Origin of the sequence: Streptomyces sp. NPDC002935 (assembly GCF_040611295.1) — a bacterium.
GTDB lineage: Bacteria > Actinomycetota > Actinomycetes > Streptomycetales > Streptomycetaceae > Streptomyces.
Genome location: NZ_JBEXNW010000004.1, coordinates 43,481 through 56,525 on the forward strand (window position 1 = coordinate 43,481; position 13,045 = coordinate 56,525).

A 13,045-nucleotide genomic window follows, 5' to 3' on the forward strand; every position below is an offset into this window, starting at 1 on the left:
ATGACCGGAACCGGCAAGGGAAGGACGCCCCACGGGGGCCGGACGACCGTCGAGGCCCCTTGGGTGCGCACCCGGCTGCGCGCCGCGCCCGGGGCGGCCCTCGCCCTGGCCCTGCTCGTCGCGCTGACCGCCTGTCTGGCCGCCCTCTTCCCGCGCGCGCTCGACCGGTACGAGGACGCGGGGCTGCGCCGGGTCCTCGACGACGCCTCGGCCCGGCGGACCACCCTCCAGGTGTTCACCCCGCAGCCCGGTGTCGAACTCCCGCAGGAGGAACGGGAGAAGGCCCTGAGCGCGGCCACCCTGCGCAAGGGGTACGCCGATGTGCTGGCCGCGGTCGACAAGCCCCTGTCCGTCGACGCCGGGCAGTCCTCGTACGGGGTGCGCACCACCGACCCCGCGGCCGCGCCGGACCCCTGGCTGCCCCGGCCGACCGGGGTGCCCACCCATATCGCGCTCGTCGCGCAGAACGGCCTCGGCGATCACTCCCGGCTGAGGTCCGGGCGCCTTCCGCGCTCGACGGGCACGGTGACCGCGTCGACACCCGAGGTGGAGGCGGCCGTCACCGCCGAGACGGCCAGGACCCTGCGCATCAAGGCGGGTTCGGTGATCCACGTGTCCGCTGTGGAGCGCGCGCCGCTGGCGGTTCGGATCACCGGCGTCGTCGACCCGCGCGAGCCCGGCGGCGCCTACTGGACGGCCCAGCCGGTGGTGCGCGAGCCGTCCCTCATCCAGCTCCCCGACCAGGGGGGCGACGCGGACAAGTACTGGCTCGGCGCCCTGCTGCTGCCGCCGGACGCGGCACCCGTCATGCTCGGCACGTCCGCACGGCCCGAGCGCTACTGGCAGTTGGCCCCCGACATCTCCGCTCCGGCCGCCCACGACGTGCCCCGGCTGACCTCCGCGATCGCCGCGCTGGAGTCGGGCCCCGGCCTGGGGCGGATCCGGGAACGCGTGGACCCGCTGGCCGACGCGACCACGGACCTGGACGACGTCCTGAAGTCCTTCACCGAACTGCGCTCCGGCGTCGCCCCGTTGGTGGCCGTGGCCGCGTCCGGCACGGGAACGGTCGCCGCCGTCGTGCTCCTCATGGCGAGCGGTCTCGCCGCGGAGCGCCGCCGCGCCGAACTCGTCCTGCTGCGCGCCCGTGGCGGTTCGCCGCGTGGCGTCTTCGGACGGCTGCTCGCCGAGACGGCGGTCGTCGCCGTCCCGGCGGGCGCCCTGGGCCTCACCGGCGCCCTGCTCGCCGTCCCGCACGGCCGTACCGGCTACGCGGTGGCCGCCGCGGTCGCGGTGACGGTCCTGGCCTGCGCCGCCCTGCCGGTACGCGCCGCGCTCGCCCACCGCGCGCTGCACGTCCACGGGGCGCGCGAGGACATCACGTCCGTACGTCCCTCACGGCGCCGCACGGTCGCGGAACTCACCGTGCTGGTGCTGGCGGCGGGGGCGGTGGAAGCCCTGCGGCGCAGGGGAACCGGCGCCACGGACTCCGCCGGAGCCTCCGGGGACCAACTGGTCGCCCTGGCACCGGTGCTGGTGGGTGTCATCGCGGCGCTGGTCCTGGTGCGGCTCTACCCGTTGCCGCTGCGGCGCCTGTCCCGCCCCGCGGGGCGGCTGCGCGGAGCGGTCGCGCATCTCTCGCTGGCCCGCGCGGGCCGCACGTCCGCCTCCACGGTGCTGCCGCTGCTGGCGCTCCTCACCGCACTCACCACGGCGGCCTTCGGCGGCTCGGTCCTCGCGGGCGTCCAGGACGCCCGCGACCACGCGGCCCTCCTCGCCACCGGCGCCGACGCCCGCGTCGAGGCGACCCACGCCCTGCCCGCCGCCCTCCCCGCCCGGGTCCGCCGGTCACCGGGCGTGCGCGAGGTCACGCCGGTGAGCGTGGCCTACCGGGCCCGGACCGGAATGGGGTCGGGCACGGCGGGAGAGACGGTGGCGGTGGTGGGCGTGGAACCGGGGGCCTACGGACGCCTGGCCCGGGAGGTCGGCCTCGGCGGATTCCCGGAGGCGAAATTGCGGGCACCCCGTTCCGGCTCCGGCGCCGTTGTGCTCCCCGCCATCGCCTCCCCCGCCGTCGCCGATCGCTACGGCACCGACCCTGTCTCCGTACTGATGGAGGACAACAGCGAGGTGACCGTGCGGATCACGGTGGTGCGGGAGTCGACGCCCGCCGTGTCCGACCTGGACTTCCTGGTCGTGGACCGGGCCGGTCTCGCCCCTCGTGCCGCGCGCCCGACCGCACTGCTCGTGACCGGCGGCCACCTCTACGGGGGCGCGCTGCGCAAGGCGGCGGGCACCGGCGTGGACGTACGGCTGCGGGCGGAGGAGCGGGCGCGGTACGTGGACTCGCCCCTGCAGTCGGGCGCCGAGCGGATCTACACGGCGGCGGTCGCGGCGGGCGCCGGGTACGCCCTGCTCGCCCTGCTGCTGACCCTCGTACGCGCCGCCCCCGAACGGGCCGCGCTCCTCGCCCGGCTGCGCACGATGGGTCTCACCCGGGCCCAGGGGCGCCACCTCCTGGTTCTGGAGTCCCTCCCCCAGGCCCTCCTCGCGGCGGCGGGCGGCGCGCTCACGGGCTGGGCGGCGATCCGCCTCCTGTCCCCCGGCATCGACCTGACGGCCATCGCCCTCTCCGCCCACAGCGCGCCCGCGGGGACCGCCCGGCTCCGCGCGGACGCGCTCTCGTTGCTCCTGCCGTCGGCAACCGTCCTGGCTCTGGCGACGGGCATCGCGGCGGCGCAGGCGTGGTGGACGGGCAGACGCGGATCGGTCCGGGAGCTGCGGGCGGGGGACAGCCGATGAGAGACACAGGCAACAACCGACGGGGAGAGGCAGGGCACCGGATGGACTCGGCCACCGCCCCGGGCACCCCACTCGACCAGCGCCACGAGGAGTCGCCCATGACCACCGCCGACCCCACGGAGGCCACCGGCGCCGCGAACCCCGCCGGCCCCACCTTCGCCGACCTCGCCGACCGTGCCGCCGCCCGCCGGGACCGTCCCGCCTACGGCCACGACGCCCTGATCACCTGCGACCGTCTGGTCCGGATCTTCTCCACGGACGGTGTGGAGGTGCAGGCGCTCCAGGGCCTCGATCTGCTGGTCCAGGAGGGCGAGTTGATGGCACTGGTGGGTGCGTCGGGCAGCGGCAAGTCGACGCTGATGAACATCCTGGCCGGCCTGGACACGCCCACCGCGGGAGCGGCGCGGGTCGCGGGCCGCGATCTGCTCACGATGGGGGCGAAGAGGCGCCTGCGCTACCAGCGGGAGGTCGTCGGCTTCGTCTGGCAGCAGACGTCCCGCAACCTCCTGCCCTACCTGACGGCAGCTCAGAACGTCGTCCTGCCGATGCAGTTGGCCGGCAGCCGCACACGCCGACGCGCCCGGTCCGAACGGGCTCTGGAACTGCTGGAGTTGCTGGGCGTCGCCGACTGTCGCGGTCGGCGTCCGCACGAGATGTCGGGCGGTCAGCAGCAGCGCGTGGCGATCGCCGTCGCTCTCGCCAACGCCCCTGCCGTGCTGCTCGCCGACGAGCCCACCGGCGAGCTCGACTCGCACACGGCCGAGCAGATCTTCGCCGCGTTCCGTACCGCCAACGAGCTCCTCGGCACCACCGTCGTGATCGTCACCCACGATCAGACCGTCGCCTCCGAGGTCCGCCGCACGGTCGCCATCCGCGACGGCCGCACCTCCACCGAGGTCCTGCGTCGCACGGAGGTGGACGCGGCGACCGGTCAGGAGGCGGTCGTGGCCCGCGAGTACGCGATGCTCGACCGGGCCGGGCGTCTCCAGCTCCCCGCCGAGTACACCCAGGCGCTGGGCATGCGGGACCGCGTGGCCCTGGAACTGGAGCCGGACCACATCGGCGTATGGCCGGACGGGCGCCGACCCGACTGACCGCCCTCGCGAGGGCGGGGGCGGGGCGGGGACGGTTACGCGGGGATCAGTGGACGCTGACGTCCAGGGCCAGGAGTCCCGCCCTGCGGACGGCGATCGACCCGAAGGGCGTGCGCAGGCGCAGCCAGGCCCCGGACGAGTACAGCGCCAAGGGACTCTCGCCCGAAGGGACTTGCTCCGGGACGCCCGCGGCTACGGCTGCGGGCGCGGGCGGCACGGGCCGCAGGAATCCCAGCGACTGCGCGGCGTGCGCGGCCCGCACGGGAAGTCCGGTGTCACCGATCGGCCGGGACCATATCTCCCGCCCGACACGGTCGAGTTCGGCACGGGTCCGCAGCTCGGGAGCCAACTCTTCGGTACGGGACCGGAATTCGGCCACCGCGGCCGTGACCATCGCTTTTACGGCTTCCGGGGCGGGCAGCCCCGGCTCCTGCCGCCAGCCGCCGCGGGGCGGCAGGACGCCGGCCCACGGTGGCCCGGTGACGGCTTCCGGAACGGTGGCGGTGGCCGCCGACTCCTCGACGGACTCCAGGAGTTCACCGGCCGAGACGGTCACGTCGAGGGTGACGTCGAGCCCCTTCTCGTACGGCTTGGCCAGGCGCGCCGTACGGATCGCGAGGACCTCGAACGACGGCGGCCGGCCGAAGACCGCGAGCGTGGTGCCGTGCGCCTGGAGGCGCACGGCGGCCGCGCGGTCGTAGTGGACGAGCCGGGCGAGGAAGGCGCCGAGATCGGCCGCCTCCCCCGCGTCGGCGAGGTGCAGGACGGTCATGCCGCGACGGCCTCGTCCTCGTCGTCCCGGAACGACTCCAGGAAGTCGCGCTCCTCGGCCGTGATCCGGCGCGGGCGCTGCTGCTCGAAGTCGAACGGCACGATCACCGTCGAGGCCGTGACGTAGACCTGGTCCGGGTCCTTCACCTCGTAGTTGATCGTGAAGGACGCCGCCCGGATCTGCGTCACCCAGAGCTCGATGTCCACCGGCGCGTGCCGGTGGACCAACTGCCGCTTGTAGTCGATCTCATGACGCGCCACCACGGACCCCTGCTTGAAGTCCTTCTCCGGGCGGAACAGGAAGTCGATACGGGCTTCCTCCAGGTAGCGGAGGAAGACCACGTTGTTGACGTGGCCGTACGCGTCCATGTCCGCCCAGCGCAGCGGGCAGCGGTAGATGTGGCGCAAGATCGATCAGCCCCGGGTCAGCTTCTTGTAGGTGGCGCGGTGCGGGCGCGCGGCGTCGGCACCGAGCCGCTCGACCTTGTTCTTCTCGTACGAGTCGAAGTTGCCCTCGAACCAGAACCACTTGGAGTCACCCTCGTACGCGAGGATGTGGGTCGCGACCCGGTCCAGGAACCAGCGGTCGTGGGAGACGACCACGGCCGCACCCGGGAACTCCAGCAGCGCGTTCTCGAGCGAGGACAGCGTCTCCACGTCGAGGTCGTTGGTGGGCTCGTCGAGGAGCAGCAGGTTGCCGCCCTGCTTGAGGGTCAGCGCGAGGTTGAGGCGGTTGCGCTCACCACCGGAGAGGACACCGGCCGGCTTCTGCTGGTCGGGACCCTTGAATCCGAAGGCGGAGACGTAGGCGCGGGACGGCATCTCGACCTGGCCGACGTTGATGTAGTCCAGCTCGTCGGAGACGACGGCCCACAGCGACTTCTTCGGGTCGATGTTCTCGCGGCTCTGGTCGACGTACGAGATCTTGACGGTCTCGCCGACCTTGATCGTGCCGGAGTCCGGGGTCTCGAGGCCCTGGATCATCTTGAAGAGCGTGGTCTTGCCGGCGCCGTTGGGGCCGATGACGCCGACGATTCCGTTGCGCGGCAGCGTGAAGCTGAGGTCGTCGATCAGGACCTTGTCGCCGAAGGCCTTGGAGAGGTTGTTGACCTCGACGACGATGGAGCCCAGGCGCGGGCCCGGCGGGATCTGGATCTCCTCGAAGTCCAGCTTCCGCATCTTGTCCGCCTCGGCGGCCATCTCCTCGTAGCGCGACAGACGCGCCTTGGACTTGGCCTGACGCCCCTTGGCGTTGGACCGCACCCACTCCAGCTCTTCCTTGAGCCGCTTGGCGCGCTTGGCGTCCTTCTGGCCCTCGACCTTGAGACGCGAGGCCTTGTTGTCGAGGTACGTGGAGTAGTTGCCCTCGTACGGAATGGCGCGACCGCGGTCGAGCTCCAGGATCCACTGGGCGACGTTGTCGAGGAAGTACCGGTCGTGGGTGACGGCGACGACGGTGCCGGGGTACTTCGCGAGGTGCTGCTCCAGCCACTGAACGGACTCGGCGTCCAGGTGGTTGGTGGGCTCGTCGAGAAGCAGCAGGTCAGGGGCCTCGAGCAGCAGCTTGCACAGCGCGACGCGGCGGCGCTCACCACCGGAGAGGTTGGTGACCGGCCAGTCGCCGGGCGGGCAGCCGAGGGCGTCCATGGCCTGCTCGAGCTGGGTGTCCAGGTCCCACGCGTTGGCGTGGTCCAGGTCGTCCTGGAGCTTGCCCATCTCCTCCATGAGCGCGTCCGAGTAGTCGGTCGCCATCAGCTCGGCGACCTCGTTGAACCGGTGCAGCTTGCCCATGATCTCGGCGGCACCGTCCTGGACGTTCTGCAGGACCGTCTTGGACTCGTCGAGCGGGGGCTCCTGGAGCAGCATGCCCACGCTGTAGCCGGGCGACAGGAACGCGTCACCGTTGGAGGGCTGCTCAAGGCCCGCCATGATCTTGAGAACGGTGGACTTACCGGCACCGTTGGGACCGACCACACCGATCTTCGCACCCGGCAGGAAGCTCAAGGTGACGTCGTCGAGAATCACCTTGTCGCCGTGCGCCTTGCGCGTCTTGCGCATGGTGTAAATGAACTCAGCCAAGAGAAACCGTCCGGACGCTTGAAATCGGGAGTGGGCAGATACACCCCATCTTGCCTGACGGCTACCCCTCGGGGGAAACCCGTTCGGTCCCGGGGCCGTGACCTGGCCCTTCCCCGTCCTCACCCGTAGCCGGTCTGTTACTGACTGCCACCGCCGGTCACCGCTGAGCAACCTCGCACGGCCCAGGGACGGCCCATGACTCGGCCGACCGGCACCCACACCGGAGGCACTGGCCTTCGTACTCACGCCAGGCCAGGCCGGTGACGCACCCGCATTCACCCAGATCATGACTGCGGGACAGGCCTTAGCGGTTCGTGCTGGTGGGCTCGCCGAGGGCGGCGCGCACCCAGTCGTGAGTGCTTCCGGTATCGAGGGCTGCGAGAAGATCTGTGAGCGAGCCGTCCCAGCTTCGTCTTGCCCGGTCGGCGGCGGCTGCGACGACCATTTGCCGCGTGTCCTGGTCCTCGCAACGGACCAACGTGATTGCCGCGTGTGGGCCGGCTTCGGCGAGGATCTCGTGGGCTTGGTGTGCATCCGCCCGCAGGTGTCCTTGACGCACGTGCGCGGCGTGGGCCTCGCCCTTGGCCCCTTTGAACATCGACCGGAGTCCCATGAGTCCGACCGTCCATGCGAGCGAGACGGACATCAGGGCGTAAGTCAGGTCATTGGCTGTCATCACGCGAGACTGGGTCAGCTTCAGTGACCCGTCGGTGTTGCCTCTGATGACGACAGCAGTCGTTCCGCCCTTGCGGGCCTTCCTGCGAAAACCCCGCCCGAGCGATGCCAGCATGCGTTCGGCGTCCCGGTGTCCATCGAAGCTGGCGATGACCACCGATTCCTGCCCAGATTCCGCGACCGGGTCGGGGTCGGAGGTCATGTGCGTATCCTCCGCGGATGAGTGACCGGATCAAGACCTGACTACCGTGCATGACCATGCCTGCTTGGGGCGGGCCCACGGCTCCATACCAACACGCATCGAGCGAAGGTGCAGCCGGAGTCGAAGGCGGTCGGGATGGGACCAGCAATGCGCGGCCCTACCTCGCGGGAGCCATCCAGGGCCTCGCGGGCGACGCCGGCCTCGGGAGTCTCGTCGGGCTCGAGAACGCCGCCCAGAAGTGCCCAAGTGCCGTTGTCCGCGCGGCGGATCGCCAGGAGTCGGCCGTCTTCACCGATCACCACTCCGTCGCCGTCGCTGTCGCCGTCGCCGTCGCAGGAGAAGACGCCTGCCGGCTCGGCACCGGTGGCTCTGCCCAGCCGTGTCGGACGGCGTGAGCGCCGAGCTGCATCCGGGTACGGACTCCGGCCATGTCCATGAGGTGGCGCAGGCGTCGGTGCAGCGTGCGCGGTGACAGGCCCAGCTGTGCGGCGGTCGTCTGGTCGGTCAGGCCGGCCAGCAGGAGCGCGAGGATCCTTCGGTCGAGGTCGGTCGGGCCTTCCGCGCCGAGTTCCACGGTGGTTTCAGCTCCGGTGCCGGTGCCCGACAGCTCGAACGGGTGGGCGGTGCGCCATACCGTCTCGAACAGCGCGTCCAACGCGTCCAACAGGCCGCTGCGGTGCAGCAGCACGGCGCCGGGCTCTCCGGCCGGTGTGACCGCGAGCGGGACCAGGCCGAGGTCGGCGTCGGCCAGCACGAGTTTCATCGGCAGTTGGTCGGCGACACGCAGTTGCACGCCGTTGCGCAGTGAATCGATCGCGTCGGTGATGATGCCCGGCTCCGCCAGCACGGCCCGGTCCAGTACCGCCCGGAACTGCACACCGCGGCCGATGGCCATGGGCTCGGCCGTGTTCTCGTCGGGCGGGACGGCGAGGAACGGTGCCGTGATGAAGCTGCGGACCTGCGTGCGGGCCGCCTGCTGCACCTGGAGGAAGCGATGACGGATGGCGCCGCGGCCCGTGACGACTTCGATCAGATCGTTGATGCTGTTCCCGGTCATCGCCGCCCGGTGTTCCTCGGCGAGGGTCACCAGTGCCTGCTCGGCCATCCGCAGCCCGTCCCGGCGCTGAGTGATGAGCGCGCCGAACGCCATGGCCGGCGGCGCGGCGGTGAACTGCTCGTCCGCCGACCCGATCACCAGTCCCCACTCGACCAGGCGGGACAAGGCCTTGTCGACATGGACCCGCGGTACGTCGAGCAGATCCGACAGCAGCGTCGCGGTGGAGTTCGGCCGTCCGACCAGCGCCCGGTAGACGCGCTCGTCATCGGGTCCGAGGCCCAGAGCGTCCAGCATCGGCGACCGACCTTCTTCCACTTGCCGCAGCGGGGAGAGTATCCGCCATGACGGCAGAGACTGAATAGTGCCTGCTGGGAGCAGGTGTGACGGGAAGGGCCCCGGGGAGTCGCCTCCCCGGGGCCCGACAGTGCGGTTCATCGCAGGCCGTACGCCCGGATGATGTCGTTCTTGACGCTGAAGCCGCGGTCCGTCCCGGCGCTCGCGCGGACCGAGATGAAGCCGCCGGGCTTCTTCGCCGTCCTGAACGAGCCCTTCCAATAGCCGTCGGCGCCCTTGGCCAGGGTCACCTTCTGCCAGGTGGCACCGTCGTCGTACGAGACGTCCAGCTTCACCGTGGTGACTTTGCCCGGCACGCTGCCGAGGCCCATCGACACCGGCTTGAGCGCGATCCGCTGCGTCGCATTGGCCTTCACGTCACCGTGCAGGTCCGACTCCAGCTTGTAGTCCAGGTTCAGCACCGAGAACGGCTCGAAGAAGTCCGAGTCGACGGTGTCGGACATGAACGTCCACTCGGTGTGGGTGCGCGTCGACAGCCGGAAGACGTCACCGGGCCGCTCCGCGTCGAGGACGGCGCGGTAGGGCAGGTTGCCCGCCGGGACCTCCACCCACTGCATGTCGGTGCTGTACGGGTTGTCGTGGATCAGCGTGTCGCCCTGGAAGACCTGCAGGTGGGTCGGCGTCTCACCCCAGTCCAGGAAGCCGCCCAGCCGCATGTTGTCGCTGGCGGAGGCCCACGGCTGCACGTTCCAGGTCATGTAGTTCTGCCAGCGGGAGTTGTACACGCCGAAGGACTCGCTCTGGCCGGGCCGGGTCGCCGGAGCGAACCAGTCCAGACGGGTGGTGCTGCCCTTGGCGTACGTGTTGTCGCCCGACACCATCACCCAGGGCAGGTCTCCGTCGACGCCCTGAGCGTGGAACTCTCTCCAGTTCTGGCCCGGGGTCACCCATTCGGTGCGGGTGCCCGGGTGCCACTCGCGCTCGGGGAAGTTGAACGACGGGCTGAGGGTGAAGTCGGACCGGTAACCTTCCGCCGACGTGCCGCCCGTGGCCGAGTAGTAGCGGGCGTCGATCCGGGCGAGGTCCCTCTTCGTCGGCTTGTAGACCAGCGCCCGGTCCGGCACCTGGCCGGGGTATTCCCGGGTCAGGTCGTAGACGAACGGCGTGTACTCGGTCTGCTTCACGGTCAGCTCGAAGATGCCGGCCTTGGCCATCGAGACAAGGGACTTGCCCGCATCGCGGTGCACGGTGGCGACCGGAATGGCCGACTCGCCGACGTACTCCCTCAGGGCACCGACACCGTCGTTGACCACGATCAGCGCCTTCGCGCCGGCCGAGGCCGCGGCCTCGGCGCGCTCCTGCGGCGAGACCTCGTCGCTGCGCTCGATGACGACGAGCGCGCCCTTGGCCCTGACCTTCTCGTAGGCGGCCGCCGAGCCGTCGCCCGCGTAGACGGTGTGCAGCCTGTCCGTGGCGGTGCCCAGAGCGCTACCCGCCTGCACCAGGGCGTCGAGGCGGAGGCGACCGCCCGACGTGCTCACGCTGAGCTGCGGTTCGCCCTTGCGCCAGCGGGTGGTCAGCATGAACTCGCCCTGCTTCATCGGCTCCGTCGGCGCGACGTAGACGTCGTCGTACGTCGGCGGCACCACGTACGCGCTGCGGTAGTCCATGAACGGGTCGAGGCCTTTGTAGTGGACGTTGAAGTCGACCTTGCGCTGGCGGTCCTCGGTGCGCTGTGGTGCCTCGGTCTGCAGCAGGTGTGCCTTGCGCGCGTCCAGCACCACGTCGGCGGAGCCGTCCTTGAGCACGGTCTCCGGGTCGACGAGCACGGCCAGACCCGAGCGGTCCGCCTTCTCGCCGGCCACGTCGAGGTACCCCGCGACGCTGTACTGGCCGGGTGCCATGCGCATGGTGGTCGAGCCGTCGACGTAGACGTTCCACGGCCAGAAGTCGCCGGCCAGGTTGATCGTGACCCAGCCGGCGGCGGGCTTGCCGTCCCGGCCGACCAGCTTGACGTTCAGGTCGTAGCGCTCCTCCTCCTTGAGCAGCGCCACGGACGTGCGGGTCACCGGCTTCCCGGTGGCCCTGTCGGTGGCTGTCACGTAGCCCACGTGCCGGCCTGCCGAGGCGGCTTGCGGGTCGCCGGTCACCGGGACGGCGGCGGTGCCGCCCGCCGGGACGGTCACCGTGGTGTCTCCCAGCGAGAAGGGGCCGCCGCCGTCGGTCAGCGCCAGATCCAGCGTGACGGCGGCGGAACCGGCGTTGGTGAACGTCAGGTCCTTCGTCACGGCGACGTCGCCCGGCTCGTGCGGCCACGTGTAGTTGCCGAAGAAGAGCGATCCGGTACCGCGGACCGTGGTGCGCACGGCCGCGGCCACGTCGACACGACCGGTGCCGACCTCGTACGGCGAGTACCCGCCGTCCAGGCCCTTCGCGGTGCTCATCAGGTGTTCCTTGAGCTGCGCGCCGGTCCAGTCCGGGTGCCGCTGGGCCAGGATCGCCGCCGCGCCGACCACGTGCGGAGTGGCCATGGAGGTACCGCTGAGGGTGCGGTAAAGGCCCTCACCACCGTCGGTCATGTCCTGCGAGCGGGCCGCGGTGATGTCCACGCCGGGCGCCGCGATGTCCGGCTTCATACCGCCGGAGTAGGCCAGCGGGCCGGTGCTGGAGAAGGACGCGAGCCGGTCCTGCTTGTCCGTGGCGGCCACGGTCAGCGCCGAAGCGGCCGCACCCGGGGCGGAGATGCTCTCCGGGCCCGCGTTGCCGGCGGCGATGACGAACAGCGTGCCGTACTGCTTGGACAGCGCGTCGACCGTCTGCGACATCGGGTCGCTGCCGTCCGTCGGGTAGGAGTCGCCGAGGCTCATGTTGACGACGTCCGCACCGGACTCGGCGGCCCACTGCATGCCCGCCATGACCCAGGAGTCCTGGCCGGAGCCCTGCGCGCCGCCGAGCACCTTGCCGACGAACAGGTCGGCGCCGGGGGCGACGCCCTTGTTGTCGCCGCCGGAGGCGGCGCCGGAACCGACGATCGTGCCGGCCACGTGCGTACCGTGCCCGTTGACGTCGGTGACAGTCTCACCCGGCACGAAGCTGGTCGTGCCGTCGATCGCGCCGGCGAAGTCGGGGTGGTTGACGTCGATGCCGGTGTCGAGCACCGCGACCTTGACGCCCTTGCCGGTGTAGCCGTCCTTCCATGCCTCGGGCGCGCCGATCAGCGGCACGCTCTCCTTCAGGCTGGCCTTCACGCGACCGTCGAGCCACAGCTTCGACACACCCGCGCCCAACTTCGCGCTGCCCTGCGGCGCGACGGTGGTCCAGAAGGTGCGGGCCTGCCGCTTCTCGGTGCTCAGCGCGGCACCGTGGATGCCCTTGAGCTTGCGGGTCAGCTTGCTGCCGCGGGGGGCCGTCGGCTCGACGGCAGAGCGGGACTTCGGCTGGGCGTACGCCGCGATCAGCGGCACCGCGGCCGACTTCGCGTCGTCGTAGCCCATCTCGATCAGGTCGGTGACGTTGAAGAGCCGCCGGTCCAGCTTGTCCGTGCCCAGCAGCGGAGCCGCCTCGTCCGGGATGACGAACAGATCGCCCTTGATCTCCTGGATCTTCACGCCCCCGACGGCGCTGTCCGGACGGTCGACGTCGGCGGTCTGCTTGCCGTCGGCCATCGTGGTGACTGTGACGATGTCGCCGGTGACCAGGGTGACCTTGTGGGTCGCCGAGGCCTTGGCGGGAACCGTGGGCTTGCTCGGAGCGGCTTGTGCGGGCGCTTGCAGAAGCGCGAGCCCCGACGCCAGCAGCGGCAACGCGGTGGCGGCGGAGACGAGCCGCCGACGCCTGCGCCGGGAGGCGGAAGACTGAAAGGGGGAGGACATGCCAAGGGTCTATCGGCCGGTTCACGCCGACGTGAAGGCCGGATGACGGCAAGTCCTCGCCATGGCAAGGACTTGCCGGAACGCAAACCGCGCACGTCCAGGCGAGGTCCCACTTTTCAGACACGGGCATTCAGTCAGCGATCACAGCACGCGCCCTTGTCGACCGCTCGCCCCCGGTGACGGCCGTGACTCCACCGGGGCG

8 protein-coding genes and 1 pseudogene are annotated in these 13,045 nt (G+C 71.1%); 2 read left to right on the plus strand and 7 right to left on the minus strand.

Annotated features, from left to right (window positions below):
- The gene (locus tag ABZX90_RS06085; protein ID WP_355201828.1) at positions 1–2,799 is read left to right on the plus strand and encodes an ABC transporter permease; all 2,799 of its coding nucleotides are present in this window, start codon (positions 1–3) and stop codon (positions 2,797–2,799) included.
- 98 nt (positions 2,800–2,897) lie between these two features.
- Positions 2,898–3,893 (plus strand): ABC transporter ATP-binding protein, encoded by a 996-nt coding sequence (locus ABZX90_RS06090; protein ID WP_355201830.1) that lies wholly within the window; start codon positions 2,898–2,900, stop codon positions 3,891–3,893.
- Positions 3,894–3,939: 46 nt separating this feature from the next.
- Here the strand turns inward: ABZX90_RS06090 and ABZX90_RS06095 are convergent, their stop codons facing one another.
- From ABZX90_RS06095 to ABZX90_RS06125, 7 genes and pseudogenes are all read right to left on the minus strand, one after another.
- Positions 3,940–4,665 carry a hypothetical protein gene (locus tag ABZX90_RS06095; protein WP_355201832.1) on the minus strand — a complete coding sequence of 242 codons (726 nt, stop codon included), beginning with the start codon at positions 4,663–4,665 and terminating at the stop codon, positions 3,940–3,942.
- A complete protein-coding gene (locus ABZX90_RS06100; protein WP_351134132.1) occupies positions 4,662–5,072 on the minus strand; it encodes a thioesterase family protein in 411 nt (136 codons plus the stop codon). The genes ABZX90_RS06095 and ABZX90_RS06100 overlap by 4 nt, the downstream gene beginning before the upstream one ends.
- Positions 5,073–5,078: 6 nt before the next feature.
- Entirely contained in the window at positions 5,079–6,743 is a 1,665-nt protein-coding gene (gene ettA, locus ABZX90_RS06105) for an energy-dependent translational throttle protein EttA (protein WP_351134130.1), read from the minus strand.
- Between the two features lie 304 nt (positions 6,744–7,047).
- Positions 7,048–7,620 carry a hypothetical protein gene (locus ABZX90_RS06110; protein ID WP_351134128.1) on the minus strand — a complete coding sequence of 191 codons (573 nt, stop codon included), beginning with the start codon at positions 7,618–7,620 and terminating at the stop codon, positions 7,048–7,050.
- Positions 7,621–7,802: 182 nt separating this feature from the next.
- Positions 7,803–7,916: pseudogene (locus ABZX90_RS06115) on the minus strand (NUDIX domain-containing protein); the annotation flags it as partial.
- The gene (locus tag ABZX90_RS06120; RefSeq protein ID WP_355201835.1) at positions 7,916–8,971 is read right to left on the minus strand and encodes a helix-turn-helix domain-containing protein; all 1,056 of its coding nucleotides are present in this window, start codon (positions 8,969–8,971) and stop codon (positions 7,916–7,918) included. The gene ABZX90_RS06120 and the pseudogene ABZX90_RS06115, both read right to left, overlap by 1 nt.
- 137 nt (positions 8,972–9,108) lie before the next feature.
- Positions 9,109–12,843, minus strand: a complete 3,735-nt coding sequence (locus ABZX90_RS06125) for a S8 family serine peptidase (protein ID WP_355201837.1) — start codon at positions 12,841–12,843, stop codon at positions 9,109–9,111.
- Positions 12,844–13,045 lie beyond the last annotated feature (202 nt).

Excerpts from the sequence above, each read along its gene's own strand:
- ABZX90_RS06085 (WP_355201828.1), top strand. The coding sequence starts at position 1 with ATGACCGGAACCGGCAAGGGAAGGACGCCCCACGGGGGCCGGACGACC.
- ABZX90_RS06090 (WP_355201830.1), top strand. The coding sequence starts at position 2,898 with ATGACCACCGCCGACCCCACGGAGGCCACCGGCGCCGCGAACCCCGCC.
- ABZX90_RS06095 (WP_355201832.1), bottom strand. The coding sequence starts at position 4,665 with ATGACCGTCCTGCACCTCGCCGACGCGGGGGAGGCGGCCGATCTCGGC.
- ABZX90_RS06110 (WP_351134128.1), bottom strand. The coding sequence starts at position 7,620 with ATGACCTCCGACCCCGACCCGGTCGCGGAATCTGGGCAGGAATCGGTG.
- ABZX90_RS06120 (WP_355201835.1), bottom strand. The coding sequence starts at position 8,971 with ATGCTGGACGCTCTGGGCCTCGGACCCGATGACGAGCGCGTCTACCGG.
- ABZX90_RS06125 (WP_355201837.1), bottom strand. The coding sequence starts at position 12,843 with ATGTCCTCCCCCTTTCAGTCTTCCGCCTCCCGGCGCAGGCGTCGGCGG.